This window comes from Ensifer sp. Root1252, assembly GCF_001425885.1.
Taxonomy (GTDB): domain Bacteria; phylum Pseudomonadota; class Alphaproteobacteria; order Rhizobiales; family Rhizobiaceae; genus Ensifer; species Ensifer canadensis.
Genome location: NZ_LMDT01000006.1, coordinates 116,398 through 133,425 on the forward strand (window position 1 = coordinate 116,398; position 17,028 = coordinate 133,425).

At 60.9% G+C, this 17,028-nt stretch carries 16 protein-coding genes and 1 tRNA gene; 4 read left to right on the plus strand and 13 right to left on the minus strand.

What is annotated here, in order from left to right; genetic code table 11:
- Window positions 1–158 precede the first annotated feature (158 nt).
- The 3 genes from ASD02_RS08645 to ASD02_RS08655 form a co-directional block, all read right to left on the minus strand.
- Window positions 159–243 (minus strand) — tRNA-Leu (locus tag ASD02_RS08645).
- A 186-nt stretch (window positions 244–429) separates the two neighbouring features.
- Window positions 430–1,023 carry a GDYXXLXY domain-containing protein gene (locus tag ASD02_RS08650; protein ID WP_025426870.1) on the minus strand — a complete coding sequence of 198 codons (594 nt, stop codon included), beginning with the start codon at window positions 1,021–1,023 and terminating at the stop codon, window positions 430–432.
- Complete coding sequence (locus tag ASD02_RS08655) at window positions 1,020–2,129, minus strand: DUF2157 domain-containing protein (protein ID WP_057205027.1); 1,110 nt, start codon at window positions 2,127–2,129, stop codon at window positions 1,020–1,022. The genes ASD02_RS08650 and ASD02_RS08655 overlap by 4 nt, the downstream gene beginning before the upstream one ends.
- Window positions 2,130–3,069: 940 nt before the next feature.
- Between ASD02_RS08655 and ASD02_RS36835 the strand changes: the two genes are divergently transcribed.
- The 3 genes from ASD02_RS36835 (at window position 3,070) to trmFO (ending at window position 5,327) form a co-directional block, all read left to right on the plus strand.
- Window positions 3,070–3,213 (plus strand): DUF1127 domain-containing protein, encoded by a 144-nt coding sequence (locus ASD02_RS36835; protein ID WP_067698887.1) that lies wholly within the window; start codon window positions 3,070–3,072, stop codon window positions 3,211–3,213.
- A 442-nt stretch (window positions 3,214–3,655) separates the two neighbouring features.
- Window positions 3,656–3,799 (plus strand): DUF1127 domain-containing protein, encoded by a 144-nt coding sequence (locus ASD02_RS36840; RefSeq protein WP_065781539.1) that lies wholly within the window; start codon window positions 3,656–3,658, stop codon window positions 3,797–3,799.
- 109 nt (window positions 3,800–3,908) lie between these two features.
- Window positions 3,909–5,327 (plus strand): methylenetetrahydrofolate--tRNA-(uracil(54)-C(5))-methyltransferase (FADH(2)-oxidizing) TrmFO, encoded by a 1,419-nt coding sequence (trmFO, locus tag ASD02_RS08660; RefSeq protein ID WP_025426868.1) that lies wholly within the window; start codon window positions 3,909–3,911, stop codon window positions 5,325–5,327.
- A gap of 111 nt (window positions 5,328–5,438) precedes the next feature.
- Here the strand turns inward: trmFO and ASD02_RS08665 are convergent, their stop codons facing one another.
- The 5 genes from ASD02_RS08665 to yajC all read right to left on the minus strand — a co-directional run bounded on the left by ASD02_RS08665 (window position 5,439) and on the right by yajC (window position 10,347).
- A complete protein-coding gene (locus ASD02_RS08665) occupies window positions 5,439–5,906 on the minus strand; it encodes a hypothetical protein (protein ID WP_025426867.1) in 468 nt (155 codons plus the stop codon).
- A 231-nt stretch (window positions 5,907–6,137) separates the two neighbouring features.
- Entirely contained in the window at window positions 6,138–6,980 is an 843-nt protein-coding gene (locus ASD02_RS08670; RefSeq protein ID WP_025426866.1) for a phytoene/squalene synthase family protein, read from the minus strand.
- A gap of 22 nt (window positions 6,981–7,002) precedes the next feature.
- Complete coding sequence (locus ASD02_RS08675) at window positions 7,003–7,389, minus strand: Mth938-like domain-containing protein (RefSeq protein ID WP_025426865.1); 387 nt, start codon at window positions 7,387–7,389, stop codon at window positions 7,003–7,005.
- Between the two features lies 1 nt (window position 7,390).
- Complete coding sequence (gene secDF, locus ASD02_RS08680) at window positions 7,391–9,961, minus strand: protein translocase subunit SecDF (protein ID WP_057214180.1); 2,571 nt, start codon at window positions 9,959–9,961, stop codon at window positions 7,391–7,393.
- Window positions 9,962–10,011: 50 nt separating this feature from the next.
- On the minus strand, window positions 10,012–10,347 hold the full coding sequence (gene yajC, locus ASD02_RS08685) for a preprotein translocase subunit YajC (protein WP_025426863.1): 336 nt from the start codon (window positions 10,345–10,347) through the stop codon (window positions 10,012–10,014).
- 239 nt (window positions 10,348–10,586) lie between these two features.
- On the opposite strand from yajC, the gene ASD02_RS08690 reads away from it, so the two are divergent.
- Window positions 10,587–11,456: an ATP-binding protein gene (locus tag ASD02_RS08690; RefSeq protein ID WP_025426862.1), complete on the plus strand. Its 870-nt coding sequence runs from the start codon at window positions 10,587–10,589 to the stop codon at window positions 11,454–11,456.
- A 5-nt stretch (window positions 11,457–11,461) separates the two neighbouring features.
- Here the strand turns inward: ASD02_RS08690 and ASD02_RS08695 are convergent, their stop codons facing one another.
- From ASD02_RS08695 to serS, 5 genes are all read right to left on the minus strand, one after another.
- On the minus strand, window positions 11,462–13,009 hold the full coding sequence (locus ASD02_RS08695; protein WP_057220538.1) for a peptidoglycan DD-metalloendopeptidase family protein: 1,548 nt from the start codon (window positions 13,007–13,009) through the stop codon (window positions 11,462–11,464).
- Between the two features lie 151 nt (window positions 13,010–13,160).
- Window positions 13,161–13,805 carry a hypothetical protein gene (locus tag ASD02_RS08700; protein WP_025426860.1) on the minus strand — a complete coding sequence of 215 codons (645 nt, stop codon included), beginning with the start codon at window positions 13,803–13,805 and terminating at the stop codon, window positions 13,161–13,163.
- Between the two features lie 474 nt (window positions 13,806–14,279).
- Window positions 14,280–14,933 carry a protein-L-isoaspartate(D-aspartate) O-methyltransferase gene (locus ASD02_RS08705; RefSeq protein WP_025426859.1) on the minus strand — a complete coding sequence of 218 codons (654 nt, stop codon included), beginning with the start codon at window positions 14,931–14,933 and terminating at the stop codon, window positions 14,280–14,282.
- Window positions 14,930–15,700: a 5'/3'-nucleotidase SurE gene (surE, locus tag ASD02_RS08710; protein ID WP_025426858.1), complete on the minus strand. Its 771-nt coding sequence runs from the start codon at window positions 15,698–15,700 to the stop codon at window positions 14,930–14,932. The genes ASD02_RS08705 and surE overlap by 4 nt, the downstream gene beginning before the upstream one ends.
- 16 nt (window positions 15,701–15,716) lie before the next feature.
- A complete protein-coding gene (serS, locus tag ASD02_RS08715) occupies window positions 15,717–17,000 on the minus strand; it encodes a serine--tRNA ligase (RefSeq protein WP_025426857.1) in 1,284 nt (427 codons plus the stop codon).
- Window positions 17,001–17,028: the final 28 nt, after the last annotated feature.

The window sequence follows — 17,028 nt, forward strand, 5'->3', positions numbered from 1 at the left end:
TGACTGTGCTCTTCCCCTTAGAAAGGTCTGGCGAGCACGTGAGCCGATCCATTTGCCGGGAGTGGCTTTACGCAGTTCCGTAACCGTTTTGCAAGCAAAATGGCACTCCAGCCCCCTTCATCATAGCAGAATCCGGACTTTTGGCGCGATGCTTGTCTTGGTGCGGGTAGAGAGACTTGAACTCCCACGCCTTGCGGCACCAGAACCTAAATCTGGCGTGTCTACCAATTTCACCATACCCGCGTTCAGACAATCGCACCGCCTGATCGTATTCCCGCAAGACCAACCAACGGAAATACCGCAGATAGAATGGGCATGCTGAGGTTCAGGGCTTTCCCGAGCGCGGCGTCTCTATATCACTCGTTTTCGCGGGATCAAAGGGAAAATGCGGTTACCCACGACAGATCGATCCGATCCCGCAGCAAGCGGTCAATAGAGCGTCTCTTCGTAGACAGGCGTGCCTTCGACGGCGATCTGCCTTATCTGTGCGCGCCCCGCATTATTGACGCGAACATTGACCGAAAGCGCCTCGGCATTGCGCGCTTGCTCCAGCACCCGGCCCTCGCCCTCCGGAACATAGAATCGCTCGATGCCATATGCGACGTTTATCGATGACGGGTTTTCACTCGACGAAGGGTAATAGGTGAACGGTTGCGATTGAAGCACGACACTGTCATCCGTCGGCGCAAGGGGCTTGAAGGACGCTTGCGCCGCACCCCAGAAGCCGTCCGGTTGTTTTGCCAGACGCACGAAAACCGTCGCTTCCGCCGGCGCCGTCGGCAATCCGTCCTTGAAAAGTGCCGGCGGCAGCCAGGAAATGTCATAGCTCAGGATGACGTAGTCGCCGCGCAGCAGATCCCTCGGATCAACCGGCACGGTCTTCAGCAGGACTTCCTTGCCGTTGCGCAGGATCGAAGCCCGGCTTTCGACCATGTAGCCAAGCGCTGCCGTCTGAAGGACGGCGGCAATCAGCGCGGCGATGAGCGGCGGCAACCAGCGACGCTTTGGCGAGAGACCAGTCATGGCGAAACCTCCTCGCGTCGCGTCCGCATCAGGCGCCCTTCGATCCGGATCACCAGCCAGGCGATCGCCGCCACCAGCAGGCCGGAAATCAGGAAGAAGCCCGAGGTTCCGAGCATTGAGCCCAGCGTCTCGAATGCGAGATAGAGAAGTTCACCAGCAAACGCCGCATAACCGAGGTAACGCACTGCCCCGTTCTGCGCGCCGGCAAGTGCGATCCCAAGCAGAGCGACGATGAGCACGGCCGCGCCGGCGGCCACTTCACTGGTCAAACCGTCAGCTTCAAACTGCAGCACCGAGAAACCGATGAGTGCCAAGGCGAAGGAATAGAATGCGGGCGCGGAGCCGGCTTCAAGCGCGATGGGGCGAAGCGGCGAGCCCGGCATGGCTGCCGCAAGGAAGGCGACAATGCCGCCGCCTGCCAGCGTGCCGGCAAAACCCAAGGACGAGTTCTCGATATAGAGCCAAATCAGCCATCCCGTGACGAGAAGATAGGCGAGGTGCCGCGCGCGACCTGCATCCGTCACACGCACCAGAATGACCACGAGGATGGCGAGCGCCGGGACGAGCCAGGTCTGCCATTCGACGATATCGCCAAGACCGCCCTCCGACAGCAACGTCAGGAAATAGGCCCAGGCCAGCCCGCCGCACACTGTTGTGACAGCCGCCGATCGAAAGGCGAGCGCCGTCACGCAAGCGCCGGCGATCCAGAGCAGGATCGCATCGGCTGCATCACCCGAGAGATGATACATCTGCCCGACCAGGGCAATGCCGGCACCAAACGACATCGCCGCCAGCACCAGAGCCGCCGCGGCCAGGCCGCCATTGCCTCGCCGGAGAAGCAACGCACCGGCAAGATGAAAGCCCCAGATCAAGGCGACAATACCGATCAGGCGGGCAAGACGCGGCAGTGCTTCCCAATTGGCCGCGACAAGCAGCAGGACGGAGGCCGACAGCAGCAGGGCGGCGAGCACCAGCAGAACACGCCCCGCCCGAAAGGTGGATTCGCGACCATCATACTCCGCAAGCATCTGTCGCGCGGAAGCCTCCGGCAGAAGCCCCATGCCAACCCAATGCTTGAAGTCCTTTTCCAGACGACCGCGATACATGCTGCCCCACCTCCTTCGGCGGCCCTGCCCTTGAAGACAAAAACCGAGGCGCTTACCTAATCACGCAATGGCGGAAAAACACAACCATTCGATCGCTCGGACCAGACGTTGGTCCGCCAGGATCTGACGGCTTGCGCAATGCGCATATCTTCCATGCGGATATTGCACTGCACAAATCGATTTAAACACCCTATATTCAAATCATCAGAAGCGAACGAAGGCAAACAGCCAAGCGGACGCTAGCGGCAATGGTCAACCGCCCCGGAGTGCCGGGAAAGACCCGGACGAAAGTTCGATGGAATTCGGAGCGGCGCACTCCTCCTCCCAGCGCCCCTCCGATACGATTGGCAACACTCCTCCTCCCAGTTGCCAATCACCTTCAATGACGCTCGCTGGACCTCCTCCCCCAGCGGGCGTTATTTCTTTTCAGCCCCCCCGTTTTTCATCCATCGCGACCAAGCGAAGCAATTGCACAATATTTGCGCAGATATCTGTCGACTTCACATCGAGGTATGCGCCGCATGCATAGGTGCCATGAGGCAACTGATCTACCCAAATTCGGCAGACTGAAGTACCTTCAACTCATCGATCGGGGCGGCGCACTCCTCCTCCCAGCGCCCCTCGATTTGGATTGGCAGCACTCCTCCTCCCAGTTGCCGATCAGAATAAAACGACGCTCGCTGGATCTCCTCCCCCAGCGGGCGTTGTTTGATTCAGCCATCCTCTTCTCTCTGCAGTCTCTTACGGTTCTGTCGGCATCCGGCAGCACATTGGTGGTATGGCGTCGACATCCCGGCCACAATGAGACTTGCAATAGCTGCATGGGTGCGATGCAGCATTATCTCTGTAACTTCTGCTAAAATCGATTATATTTCGGGTCATCAGATGACGGCCAGCCGAGAGATAAGCGCTGGCACACGACCCTAGAAAGGATAGGATCATGAACCTCGCACGCTCTTTCAACAATTGGCGCAAGTATCGTCAGACCTGCAACGAACTCGGCCGCATGAGCGACCGGGAACTGAGCGACCTCGGCATCGGCCGCGGCGACATCCAGTACGTTGCACGTCAGGCCATCAAGTAATTCCAGGAGCGCTGCTTCGCGCAGCGCGCCGGACATTACCAACGCCCTCCGGTTCATTCCGGGGGGCGTTTTTCGTTGTCGAAATGCTGCCGCAAAATCACCTTCGCAATTGCGAAAGCGCGTCACCGATCGAGTTCTGCTTATAGCCAAGCAATCGTGCCTGGATTGAAGCTGGGAACCGCGGCGACACCGTCGGGCATCCGCGCAGAAAATAGCGCGATTACAAATCCTTAACGGGCCGCGCACGCACTTTAATCAATCTTTAAGTGATGGCGCGTTTTCGAGCGGGTGCAAATGTTGCCCAGCAATTTGGCGATGCACTGCACAAATGCATAGCAGCTGCATTTTCTTTGCACTCCACCTTCCAATTAGACAAGCGTATAAGAACCTCAACGACGCAGACAGATGGCTGTCGCGACAAACCGATCTTGAGGAAAAAGTCATGAACCCGATTCGTATCGCAAAAAGCTGGATTAACTACCGCCGCACCGTTAGCGAGCTCGGCAACCTGTCGAACCACGCTCTCAATGACATCGGCATCACCCGCTACGATATCCGCAACATCGCATCGCGTTCCTTCCGTTAATCGGAACGAACGACCAGACTTCCAAGACGGCGCCTTCAGGCGCCGTTTTCGTTTGTTCCCGGCGCAACGACGGTTGGAACGACAGGACGAGCATGGTAGGAAGCCGACCATGAGCAAAGACACCTCCTCCCACTCTCCCATTCATGTCATCGGCGGCGGCCTTGCCGGCTCCGAAGCGGCCTGGCAGATCGCCGAGGCCGGCGTTCCGGTCGTGCTGCACGAGATGCGCGGCGTCCGCGGCACCGATGCACATAAGACGGACGGCCTTGCCGAACTCGTCTGTTCCAACTCGTTCCGCTCCGATGATGCGACCAGCAATGCCGTCGGCGTACTCCACGCCGAAATGCGCCTTGCAGGCTCGCTGATCATGAAGGCGGCCGATGCCAACCAGGTTCCGGCCGGCGGCGCGCTTGCCGTCGACCGCGACGGCTTCTCCGACGCCGTCACCGCGGCGATCGACGGCCATCCGCTGATCACCGTGGTACGCGAAGAAATCCGCGGCCTGCCGCCGAAGGAATGGGACCTTGCAGTAATTGCAACCGGTCCGCTGACAGCGCCTGATCTCGCCGAATCGATCCGCCAGGAAACGGGCGCTGATGCGCTTGCCTTCTTCGACGCCATCGCGCCGATCGTCTATACCGAGACGATCGACATGGACATCTGCTGGTACCAATCACGCTATGACAAGGTCGGCCCCGGCGGTACGGGCAAGGACTATATCAACTGCCCGATGAACGAAGAGCAGTACAACGCCTTCATCGACGCACTCGTGGCCGGCGACAAGACCGGCTTCAAGGAGTGGGAAGGCACGCCTTACTTCGATGGCTGCCTGCCGATCGAGGTGATGGCGGAGCGCGGACGCGAGACGCTTCGCTACGGACCGATGAAACCGATGGGGCTCACCAACGCCCACAATCCGACGGTCAAGGCCTATGCCGTCGTCCAGCTTCGTCAGGACAATGCGCTCGGCACGCTCTACAACATGGTCGGTTTCCAGACGAAGCTGAAGTATGGCGCGCAGGCGGAAGTCTTCCGGATGATCCCCGGTCTCGAGAACGCCGAGTTCGCGCGCCTCGGCGGCCTGCACCGCAACACCTATATCAACTCGCCGACCCTGCTCGACGGCACACTAACTCTCAAGTCGCGGCCAGGCCTGCGCTTTGCCGGTCAGATCACTGGCTGCGAGGGTTATGTCGAGAGCGCAAGCATCGGCTTGCTGGCCGGCAGGTTCGCCGCGGCGGAACGCAAGGGTGAAACTTTGGCTGCACCGCCGGCAACGACGGCCTTCGGCGCGCTGCTCAACCACATCACCGGCGGTCACATCGTTTCCGACGACGAGCCGGGCAAACGTTCGTTCCAGCCAATGAACGTCAACTTCGGCCTGTTCCCGCCGCTGGAACCCGGCGCCATCATCAAGCCCGAAGGCGCCAAGCGCTTCCGCGGCAAGGAAAAGGCCGCAGCGAAGAAACAGGCCACGGCCGCCCGAGCGCTCGGCGACTGCGCCGCCTGGCTGAACGGATGCGCCTGAGAGCCAAACATTTCCTCGCAAACCGGATCCACTCCGGTTTGCGAGGGCTTTCCTTTTACAGAACTAAACTGATGTCATGAATGCCCGCAGCGTTTGCTAGCGGAGCGCCGGCTATTCGCTCGCCTGCGCCGAAGACGGCACATTTGCCTCGTCTGCCGTAAACTCGGACTTCGGGCTGAAACTGCCCAACAGCCACAACGATACCTCGGCCGCCTCGGCAGCGTTGTGAAATTCGAACGCGTTGTCGAGATAGGCGAAATCAGGGAAATGGACAATCAGACCGCGGCCGCTGTCCGAACTGTTGACCCGGACTTTTCCCGGCTGAATGACGTGGCAGACATAATGCGTGCCGTGCGACTGGATGAAACCAGCCTTGCCGTCATGCAGCCGCAGAAAAATTGCCTTGCGGTCCGCCGTCGAATGAAGTGCACGGATCGCTTCGTCCGGAAAGGCGCGCCCGAACTCGACCATTGCCGAGCCAGCATCCGGATCGTCCCAATCCCGCTCGGCCCGTGCGTTCATCCACATGTAGAAGGCGCCGGCGAGAATGGCGATGATGATGAAAAGCAGCCAGAGCATCAGACAGGCCCCCTAAGTCGGTAATGAGTCGATAGGGGTGTGTTTATACGATGCGAGCCTTGCGCCAATTTGACCAGCCTCGTGCCGTGGCTAGCTGGCCTACAACATGCCGCGCAGGTCTCGGCACCAAAGCGCGCCGCCATCTTTCGCTAACGTTTGACTTCGCTTCAAGCTCTGGTTTTTGTGCAGGTCGTTATAGCAAAGCCATTGAACACATTTGCGCGGCCGGCTTCAAAACCGCTTGCGCCTGCTCGCCCACCACATCCACCACTGCCGCCGCCATTGCGCCGGCCTTATCGGATTGCGCAGCAACTCTGCGCCGACAGCATCCGCGCGATTGAAGATCGGCTCGGCGAGGGCCAGGGGAACGAAGGCGGCGAAATTGTCGGGTGAGATCGTGTCGAGCCGGGCGCGCGCCTTGGCCAGATGATCGCGGCCGAAACCGGCGAAGGCCCGGATCGCCCGCCCGATTGCTTGCCCGTCTTCTCCGGCGAGCAGCGCTTCGCGGTCAAGCCCGGTTGCTCGCAGAAGCTCGGCCGGCAGATAGACCTGGCCGCGGCGGGAATGTTGCGGCAGGAGCAGAAGCAGGCCTGCGACGGTCTGCGCGACGCCGGCATGACCGGCTGCCTCCGCAGACCTTGCGGCGTTCTGCGGATCGAGGACGAGCGACGACAGCTGAATGAGCGCCGAGGCGGTCTCGCCGGCGTAACCTTCGAACGCCGCCCTGTCCTCCATCGGATCATCGTAGAGGTCGAAGATCCGTGCATCGATCATGTTCTGAAATACAGCGATCGGAAGCCGATGCTTACGAATGCACGCGAGCAACGCCCGCGCGAGCGGATGCCCCTCGCCCGTCGCCGCTTCGTTCTCCAACAGCTCCCGCCACCATTGCATTCGGATTTCACCGGGGATGGGCTCGTGCACGAGTTCGCGAATGCGGGCGAGCTCGGCGTTGAAGGCATAGAGCGGAGCGAGTGACGGCTGGCTGGCCACCGGCGCCAGCAGACAGGCGAGGTAACGGTCGCGATCCGTGTCCCTGAGGTCGGTCAGGATCTGGGCATCAATGTCTTGCACGCAAGTCTTCCCCTGGCCGCGATCAGACGGCAATCAGCGCGACGGCGACCGCACGCGCTTCGGCCAGCATCACGTTGTAGGTTCTGACAGCTGCTCCCGTGCTCATCGGATCGGACGAGATGTTCAATGCACGCAGGGCCGTTTTCAGCTCGGCCGGCAGTTGCCGGATATCGAGGCCGGTGCCGACCAACAGCACCTCGATGTCACTCGCTTCGTCCAGCACGCGCTGGAACTTCTCGACCAACAACGGATCGCCTTCAACAACGTCCCACGCATAGACGCCCGATGGCAGCATCAGCACGGAGCCGCGGTGCGACATATCGGCAAAGCGGAAGCCGCCATTGCCATAGGCATCGATCGGGGCGCGCCCCGGAAAATGCGCTTCGCGGATCTCGATACCCTTGGGCATTTCAGACTGAACCCTTTGCCGTTTGCGCCGCTCCGGCGCCCGGGCCGGAGGAATTCTCCCCGCCCTGGAAATGGTCCGTCCGCTTGCGGAAGAGAATGAGGATCGGACCAGCGATATAGATCGAAGAGATCGTGCCGACGATGACGCCAAACAAGAGGGTAACGCTGAAAGAGCGGATAAGACCGCCACCGAAGAGGTAGAGCGCCGCCAGCGCCAGCACCGTCGTCAGCGCCGTCAGGATCGTGCGCGACAGCGTCTGGTTGATCGAGGCGTCGATCAACACCGACAGCGGCATCTTCTTGTAGCGGCCGAGGTTCTCCCGGATACGATCATAGATGACGACCGTATCGTTCAGGGAGTAACCGACGATGGTCAGAACGGCGGCGATGCTGCCGAGATTGAACTCGATGCCGGTTATCACCAGGAAGCCGATCGTCAGCAGCACGTCGTGCAGGGTTGCGATGATGGCGCCGAGCGCGAAACGCCATTCGAAGCGCAGCCACACGTAAAGCAGGATCGCAGCAAAGGAGACCGCAAGCCCAATAGTGCCGGCGCGCGTCAATTCGCCCGAGACAACCGGACCGACGACTTCGACGCGCTTGAACGCATATTCGTCGCTGAGCTCTGCCCGGATGACGCCGATCGCGGTCTGCTCGGCGTTGTCGCCGGCTTCCTGTGACGGCACGCGCACCAGGACATCGTTACCAGAACCCAGATGCTGTACCTGAACTTCGCCGAGGTTCAACTCATCGAGCCGCACGCGCAGATCGGCGATATCGACATTGCCGGCCTTGCTTTCGAGTTCGATGATCGAGCCACCCTTGAAGTCGACCCCCAGATTGAGACCGAGACTTGCGAGCAGCAGTACGGAAGCAACCGACAAGGCGGCCATGACGATGAAGACCGGGTTGCGGATCGCCATGAAGCGGATGTCGAGATCGCTGAAGCGTCCCGTACGAATACCCTTCGGCAGATGCTGCGCCTTCCAGCCGCGCAGCCAGGCCTTGGCGATCCTGCGGGTGATCGTGTAGGCGGTAAACAAGGTCGTGAAGCTGCCGATCGCAAGCGTGACGGCGAAGCCGCGCACGGGACCAGACCCAAGGTAGAAAAGGATCGCACCGGCAATCAGCATCGTTAGATTGGCATCGAAAAGGCTGCTGAACGCGCGCGCAAAGCCCTTGTTGACCGATTGGACCAGCGGTTGACCACCGCGCGCTTCCTCGCGGATGCGCTCATAGATCAAAACGTTGGAATCGACAGCCACGCCGATGGTCAGAATGATTGCGGCAATACCCGGCAATGTCAGCGTCGCACCGGTGAGTGAAAGTGCGGCGATGATCAAAATGAGATTCACGGCCAGAGCCGCGACGGCGAAGATGCCGAAGACGCCGTAGAAGAAAATCATCGAAACAGCGACTGCAACGGCAGCGATGAAGCCGGCCTTGAGGCCGTCACCGATCGCGTCATCGCCCACGCCCGGCCCGACGGTCCGCTCCTCGACGACAGTCAACGTCGCCGGTAGTGGCCCGGTTCTGACGAGGGCTGCGAGATCGGTGGCACCCTCCTCCGGCAGATCGGCGGTAATGATTGCCGTATCGCCCTTGACGGCAGCCGCAAGTGTCGGCGCAGCGACGACCTGGTCGTCGAGAATGATCGCGACTTTCTGGTCGGCGCCCTTTGCCTGAAGTGCGGCAACACGGCCGGTTGCCGCCGGTGTCAGCTTGATCGCGACCGACGCCTCGGCACTTGTCGCGTCGATATCCGGCTGCGCGGCGGTGAAGTCTTCGCCCGACAGCAGCCGGGTCTTCTCGACGAGATAGGGTATCGGCGGATCGTCGAAGGAATAAAGAACTTCGCTGCCGGCCGGCGGCTGCGCTTCAACAGCCTGCTCAACGGGCACGGCGACATTCAGCATCTGGAAGGAAACGCGGGCGCGCTGGCTAAGCAGGTCCTTCAGGCGCTGCGGATCCGCCAGACCCGGCACCTGGACGATAAGCCGATCATCACCCCGGCGCTGGATCAGGGGGTCTGCCACCCCGACTTCGGCAATCCGGCGCCGAACGACGTCCATGGTCTGTGCCAGAGCCTGCGACATCCTGTAGTCGATGCCTTCGTCGCTCAGGCGAAGGCGGATCAAGTCGTCTGCCTCGGCGCTGTCGAAGGCAAGTTCGGTAACTTCGTCGCTGACCAGACCACCAGTTTCCACCGGTGCCATGAGCGGAGCAAGCGCCGCACGCGCTGTCGGCAACTTGGCTCGGTCACGAACCCGCAGCGAGATCAACTGACCTTCGCCCGACAGGCCGAAATAGGCAATGTCGGCATCGCGCAGCGCTTTGCCGACATCATTTGTCACCGCTTCAAGCCGCTCGGCGAGAATGTCCTCGCGCGAGGCCTGCAGCATGAAATGCGAGCCACCCTGGAGGTCGAGCCCCAACGCCACCTGACGGTGCGGAAGCCACGAAGGCAGCGCATCCGCCTGTTCCTTCGTCAGGAAGTTCGGCATCGCGAGCGCGACACCCAAAAGCACTGCCAGCCAAACAAGAGCGCTCTTCAACGGCTTCAGATTGGACATGCCTCAAACGCTCCGTTTCCCGGACACATCCGGTTGTGGCTGGACTTCGATTATTCCTTTACGGGTTCGCCCTTGACGCGAACTTCCGATACGCCGCTGCGAACGACGCGAATCTTGATGCCTTCGGCAATTTCGACTTCCAGCTCGCTATCGTCGACCACCTTCGTCACCTTGCCGACGATGCCGCCGCCGGTCACGACCTGGTCACCGCGACGGATGTTCTTCAGCAGCTCGTCGCGGCGCTTCATCTGTGCACGCTGCGGGCGAATGATGAGGAAATACATAACAACAAAGATCAGCAGGAAGGGCAGAATGGACATAAGGATGTCCGCGCCGCCGGTCGACGGGGCGCCGGCTGTCTGCGCAAAAGCTTCGGTAATGAACATCGATCACTCCTTGAGTTCAAAATATGCGGCGGTTCCTCCGCGCCAAATCGGCCGGAATATAAGGGCGCGCAGCCGCAATGCAAAGCGACGGCACCCGTATCCGTTCCAGTGCCTCTGACATAATTTGGGCAAGAGGAGAACCCCCTCTCCCACCCAGTGCGGCCTTTTCCAGCGCAAACCTGCGTGCTACCCGGTTAAACCGAAGCCAAGTGACTGATTCAGCAAGCGGAGATGGACCGATGAGTGAAACAAAGATCGACGTTCTCATCAAGGAAATGCAGAAGCTTTCCGCGGCGATCGAACGCATCGCCGGCCCCGCTGCCGCTGCCAACGATTGGGACGCGGCAGAGTGCTTCGTCTGGGCGCCGGCAAGCCACCACTTGCAGCCGGTCAAAAGACCGAACCGGATCGAACTGTCGCTGATCACCGGCGTCGACCACGTGCGTGATATCCTGGTCGACAACACGTTGCGCTTTACCGAAGGTTATCCGGCAAACAACGTGCTTCTGTGGGGCGCGCGCGGCATGGGGAAATCCTCGCTGGTCAAATCGGTTCACGCACAGGTCGCACGCGATACGGGCATCGCCGTGAAGCTGGTGGAGGTTCACCGCGAGGATATCGCGACGCTACCGGCGCTGATGGAAATCCTGAAATCCGCGCCGGTGCCGGTGATCGTTTTCTGCGACGACCTTTCCTTCGACCATGACGACACGTCCTACAAGTCGCTCAAAGCCGTGCTCGACGGTGGCGTCGAGGGGCGTCCGACCAACGTATTGCTCTACGCCACGTCCAACCGGCGTCATCTTCTGCCGCGGCACATGATGGAAAACGAGCAATCGACCGCCATCAACCCATCGGAAGCAGTCGAAGAGAAAGTATCATTGTCGGATCGCTTCGGACTGTGGCTCGGCTTCCACAAATGCAGCCAGGAAGATTATCTGGCGATGATCGACGGCTATGCGGCTCACTACGGCCTTGCGGTGGACAAGGATATTCTGCACGCCGATGCGCTGGAATGGTCGACGACGCGGGGAGCAAGGTCCGGCCGCGTCGCCTGGCAGTTCATTCAGGATCTGGCCGGTCGCCTGCGCCACCGGCTGGAAGGCTAAGCCGCCTATTCCAGGAACGTGGCCGGGTTCACGGCGCTGGCGTTCTTGCGCACTTCGAAGTGGACTTGCGGCTGGCTTGCGCGGCCGGTCATACCGGATGCCGCGAGCGTCTGGCCGCGCTGCACCTTCTGGCCGCGCTGGACTTTCAGTTCGGAAGCATTGCCGTAGACGGTGACCGTGCCGTCGTCGTGACGGATGAGAACGGCGTTGCCCAGTTCCTTCAGGCTGCTGCCGGAGTAGATGACCACACCATTTTCAGCTGCCTTGATCGGCGTGCCCTCGGGCACGGAGATGTTGATGCCGTCGTTGCGGTTGCCATCGACATTGGCGCCGTAGCCGGCAACGACCGCGCCGCGTACCGGCCAGCGATACTTGCTGATACCCGTCGACTTCGGCGATTCCTCGTCAACGTCAGGGGTCTTGCTGGCGACTTCGGACACGCTCTGCTTGGCAACGGGAGGCTGGTACTCGGCGGGCTTGCTCTCGTCGAGCGCGGCGACCTGACCTTCGGCTTTCTTGGGCGGAACCGATGCCGTCTTCACCTGGTCGGTCGCTGCGCCCGGCACCTTCAACGTCTGGCCGACACGGATCGATTCTGCCGTCAGGCCGTTGGCCTGCTTGAGGGCGCCGACCGAAACACCCGTTGCCTTGGCGATACGATTGAGGGAATCACCCGGCTTGACGGTGTACGAGCCGTTGCCGCTGCCCTCGCCCGTCGAAGCGACCTTGCCTGCAGCAACATCCGTCTTGCCTGCACTCTTATCGCGGGACTGCGACTGACCGGGCAGGATTGCGACATCGCGCTGATCGGTGGGCAAGGGCGATGGCTGGCGCTTGCTGCCATCCAGATCGGTCATCGTGTTGGACGCGGCAGCCTTCGCGGCACTGCTCGCAACACCGAAGGTCGGGATCACCAGGCGCTGACCGGGCTCGACCTGTCCAGCGGTCTTCAATCCGTTGGCCTTCAGGATTTCCTTTTCAGGAACACCGAAACGCTTGGAGAGAATGGACACACTGTCGCCCTGGCGAACCATGATCGAGGGAGCATTCTGCGTCGTCCAGCCGCTCTTGCTCGCAGTATCGTTGACGGCAGCGGGCAATGCCTGACGCGTGGCCGTGGAGACCTGCTCGACCTGGCGTGCGGCTGGGAACGGTTGCGGATCAATACGCTGGCTGGAGGCCGCCGTCGGATCGGCGAGGGTCGAACGCTGCACGCTCATCGGCGTCGAGGCGGCGCGGGCGCTGGAGACCGGCGTCGACGCCGTATTGACCGGATCGTAGCCACCGTTCGCCGCGGGATAAGGCTGCCCGAGAGCCGAGTTGCGCGTATCGGCCGGAGAGACAACAGCCATCTGGCCGCTGTCGACATCGCCGCGCGGCACCGGCGTGGTATTTCTCTGAATTGAGCTGGTCGTCAGCGTGTCCGATCGCGAAAACAAGCCGTCGAAACGGCTGGCGTCGGAGCTGCACCCTGTGGCAACGCCTGCCAGCAAAACTGCTGCACACAGGCGGATCGTGGACTTTCCAACCTTGGGAGATACAAACTGACGCATGACGCTTACCCACTCCGAACGCAACTCGATGTGGGATGATTAAAGCGTATTAGAGTTACCGCACGGTTAAGGGCGACACCACCAAAGACCTAGTTTGACAGAATGCTAACCATAGACCGGTGCAAAGGCTCGCCTTAGCGGCGCTGCAAACTTAGATCAGTTCGGAATAGAGGCGTTCGATCTCGGAGACGGCACGCCGCTCGGTTGGCTCGCCCTCATAGCTAATGCTTGTCAGATCCCAGGCAAAAATCTGGCGTCCAGCCGGCGCTGCGGGAGCTTCCGACTGCGCAGTCTTGTCTTCCTCGAGAAGCACGCTCACCAGCGTCTGGAACGTCGTCTCTCCATCAAGGCCGCTTGCCTGATCGTATTCGAGCGAGCGTAGCCCGGCGACAGCCGCCTCACGCGTCCCGAAATAGCGCAGGCTATGCTGGTCCTCGGACCGCAGGCCATCATAGTACTCGATGAAGCCCTTGTAGTAGCCACTGTGATCACCGGTCTCCAGGAACTTTCCGAACGCCTGGTATTCCCGCAAGGCCAATTGCGGCGACAGGCGGTTGTTCCACTCGTCGCGCGTCAGGGCCGGTTGGCCGTCGGAGGATCTTCTGTTCTGACTGAGATAAAGCAGCGCATCGGCGGAAAGCGAAATCCGCGGCGTCGGATCGAAGAACGTGGCCTGCATCGCCTGAGCGGCATTTTCATCCTTACCGCCTGCGCCGGATTGCCCCGCCGCACGGCCGGCAAGGTTGCCCAGTCCATCGCCTGATGCCGCGGCCGTCAGCCTGTTCGCAATCTGCATGTGCCGTCTCCGTCAACCGCACGACCAGATCGCCTTTCCGAACCGCATAGAAATTCAGCGACTCGCAAGGCCAAACCTTTCGTGCAGCCGAAGGCGTATGGCGCGAAGCTTGCGCGAAACTGGAGAGATTAGGATTTTGTTAACCAATAGACGGTCATCGGGGCGATCCGCCCGCCCTCATCACGTGGCCACGACGAGGATCTCTGCGTCGCACTTTTAAAAGAGCCGCCATGCCTACTGCATGTTTTCTTAAATCGCATTCGATTTAAGGATAAAAACATGCAGCAATTCAAAGTGCTACAGCGACCTTTGCGCGTCTAATAAGACGCGCGGCGCTGTAGTGTCCTGAGACTTCACGATCCGTGAGCACGGCTCTGACGAGCCGCGCCATGCTCCAATTCCCCCACATGAATGTGCATGGTTGGGCTCCAAGCCGTAGCGGGACAGCACAGATCACGCAAGTGGGTTGCTAACCTAGAGGTAAGACGCCAGTTGCGGAACGATCGGAAGGTAAGGCGCGTCGAACAGATCCTCACGATCGAAGCGGCTGCCGGTGCGGCTGACACGAACGATGCGACAATGCGTTTCGCTCATCATGATCGGAACGACCAGCGTTCCGCCGGACACGAGATGGTCGGAGAACATGCGCGGCAGGCTGTTGAACGCAGCGGTAATCAAGATGCGATCGAACGTGCCCTCGCCCGGTACTCCGGCACTGCCATCGGCATGGCGGACGATGACATTGCGCACACCCGACTTTTCCAGGCTTTTCTGCGCAGTGGAGACGAGTGTCTGGTAGCGGTCGATTGTCAGCACGCGCTCGGCGATGCGGCCCATCACTGCAGCGGTAAAGCCGCTGCCGGTTCCCACCTCGAGGATGCGCTGCCCGGACTTGAGGTTAAGGCAGTGCAACAGCCGGACGGCGAAGTCATAGCCTTCCATGAACGAGCCGCAGTCGAGTGGGATCGTCCGCTGCGAATGAGCGTCCGCCTGGAACTGCGGCGGCGCGAAATGGCCGCGCTGCGTCTGCTCGACCGCGTTCAGCAGGCCCTGGTTGCTGATGCCTTCGGCGCGCAGCCGCAAGACCATCGCCGCAAAGCCTTCCTGTTCCGAAACACGTCCGCTCAAGCGACGGTCCCTTCGCTCAAGGCCCGTGCCAGACGGTCCTGCACTGAATAGTCGGTCAGGTCGAGCTTGAGCGGCGTCACCGAGATCCGGTTTTCACGAAGCGCGTGGATATCGGTACCGGCGCGAAAATCACCGAAGCGCTCGCCAAAACGCAGCCAGAAGTAGGGAAAGCCGCGACCGTCGGCACGCTCGTCGATGGAAAGACCGAAGTCGAGCTTGCCTTGCGAAGTCACTTCGGTGCCGGCGACGGCATCGGCGGAGCACTTCGGGAAGTTGAGGTTGAGCAACGTACCATCAGGAAGATCAACTGCCAGCAGGCTGCGGATCAACGCAGGCGCGTGACGCTCGACCACGTCCCAGGCCACCGCCTCGCCGACGACGTGGCTGTAGGCCTGGCTCAACGCCATGGAGCGGATGCCCTGTAGCGTTCCCTCGATCGCACCGGCGACGGTGCCGGAATAGGTGACGTCGTCAGCCATGTTGGCGCCGATATTGACGCCCGATAGGACGAGATCCGGCTTGCTGTCCAGCACCTTGCGCACAGCCATGATCACGCAATCAGTCGGCGTGCCCCTGAGCGCAAAACGCTTCTCGGAGATCTGACGCAAGCGCAGCGGTTCCGACAACGTCAGCGAATGGGCAAGACCGCTCTGATCGGCCTCGGGCGCCACCACCCAGACATCGTCGGAAAGCGTCTTGGCTATCCGCTCGAGGACCGCAAGGCCTTCGGCGTGGATGCCATCGTCGTTTGTCAGCAGGATCCGCATTGCGATTTCTTTCCCGTCAGGCAGCTTTTTCGATACGTTTCTGGCCGCCCATATAGGGAAGCAATACATCCGGCACCGAAACCGAGCCGTCGGCGTTCAGGTAATTTTCGATAACGGCGATCAGGGCGCGGCCGACGGCGACGCCGGAACCGTTCAGCGAGTGAACGAACCTTGTGCCCTTGTCTTCCTTGTTGCGGTAACGCGCATTCATGCGCCGCGCCTGGAAATCGCCGCAGACCGAGCAGGACGAAATCTCGCGATATGTGTCCTGTCCCGGCAACCAGACCTCGAGATCGTAGGTCTTGCGGGCGCCAAAGCCCATGTCGCCGGTGCAAAGCGTCATCACGCGGTAGTGCAGACCCAGACGCTTCAGCACTTCTTCGGCGCAGGCAGTCATGCGCTCATGCTCGGCAACGGACGTCTCGGCATCGGTGATCGACACGAGTTCGACCTTGTTGAACTGGTGCTGGCGCAGCATGCCACGCGTGTCGCGGCCCGAAGAACCGGCCTCCGAACGAAAGGACGGGGTCAACGCGGTAAAGCGCAACGGCAGCTTTTCGCCATCGAGGATCTGCTCGCGCACGATGTTGGTCAATGGCACTTCCGCCGTCGGGATCAACCAGCGATCGTCGGTTGTGCGGAACAGGTCTTCGGCAAATTTCGGCAGTTGGCCGGTGCCGTACATCGCATCGTCACGCACCAATAGCGGCGGCTGTACTTCGGTATAGCCGTGCTCTTGGGTGTGCAGGTCGAGCATGAACTGGCCGAGCGCGCGTTCGAGCCGGGCGAGCTGGCCCTTCAGGATGGTGAAGCGGGATCCGGCAATGCGCGCGGCTCCCTCAAAATCCATCAGCCCGAGCGCCTCGCCGACTTCGAAATGCTCGCGCGGCTGGTGGTTCCAGGTGGGTTTGGCACCGATAACCCGTGTCACGACATTGCCCGCCTCGTCCGAACCAACAGGGACGTCGTCGAGCGGAATATTAGGAAGACGCGACAGGGCGTCGTTCAGTTCGGCTTCGACCTGGCGGCTCTCTTCCTCGAGCGCCGGCATTGAATTCTTCAGTTCGGCAACTTCGGCCTTGAGCTTTTCGGCGAGCTCATTGTTCTTCTGTGCCATGGCCGCGCCGATATCCTTCGACGCCGCGTTGCGGCGCGACTGCATGTCCTGCAGCGACTGAAGGATTGTGCGGCGACGTTCGTCGATGGCGATCAGCGACGCAGACGATGGTTCCGCGCCCCGCTTCGCCAGGGCGGCATCCAGCACATCGGCATTCTCACGGATCCATTTGATATCAAGCATTGTCGTTCCACGCGTTTTGCAGGTCACG

Excerpts from the sequence above, each read along its gene's own strand:
- ASD02_RS08690 (WP_025426862.1), top strand. The coding sequence starts at position 10,587 with ATGAGTGAAACAAAGATCGACGTTCTCATCAAGGAAATGCAGAAGCTT.
- trmFO (WP_025426868.1), top strand. The coding sequence starts at position 3,909 with ATGAGCAAAGACACCTCCTCCCACTCTCCCATTCATGTCATCGGCGGC.
- ASD02_RS08650 (WP_025426870.1), bottom strand. The coding sequence starts at position 1,023 with ATGACTGGTCTCTCGCCAAAGCGTCGCTGGTTGCCGCCGCTCATCGCC.
- ASD02_RS08665 (WP_025426867.1), bottom strand. The coding sequence starts at position 5,906 with ATGCTCTGGCTGCTTTTCATCATCATCGCCATTCTCGCCGGCGCCTTC.
- ASD02_RS08700 (WP_025426860.1), bottom strand. The coding sequence starts at position 13,805 with ATGCAGATTGCGAACAGGCTGACGGCCGCGGCATCAGGCGATGGACTG.
- ASD02_RS08655 (WP_057205027.1), bottom strand. The coding sequence starts at position 2,129 with ATGTATCGCGGTCGTCTGGAAAAGGACTTCAAGCATTGGGTTGGCATG.
- serS (WP_025426857.1), bottom strand. The coding sequence starts at position 17,000 with ATGCTTGATATCAAATGGATCCGTGAGAATGCCGATGTGCTGGATGCC.
- ASD02_RS08675 (WP_025426865.1), bottom strand. The coding sequence starts at position 7,389 with ATGCCCAAGGGTATCGAGATCCGCGAAGCGCATTTTCCGGGGCGCGCC.
- ASD02_RS36835 (WP_067698887.1), top strand. The coding sequence starts at position 3,070 with ATGAACCTCGCACGCTCTTTCAACAATTGGCGCAAGTATCGTCAGACC.
- ASD02_RS08695 (WP_057220538.1), bottom strand. The coding sequence starts at position 13,009 with ATGCGTCAGTTTGTATCTCCCAAGGTTGGAAAGTCCACGATCCGCCTG.
- secDF (WP_057214180.1), bottom strand. The coding sequence starts at position 9,961 with ATGTCCAATCTGAAGCCGTTGAAGAGCGCTCTTGTTTGGCTGGCAGTG.
- ASD02_RS36840 (WP_065781539.1), top strand. The coding sequence starts at position 3,656 with ATGAACCCGATTCGTATCGCAAAAAGCTGGATTAACTACCGCCGCACC.
- yajC (WP_025426863.1), bottom strand. The coding sequence starts at position 10,347 with ATGTTCATTACCGAAGCTTTTGCGCAGACAGCCGGCGCCCCGTCGACC.
- surE (WP_025426858.1), bottom strand. The coding sequence starts at position 15,700 with ATGCGGATCCTGCTGACAAACGACGATGGCATCCACGCCGAAGGCCTT.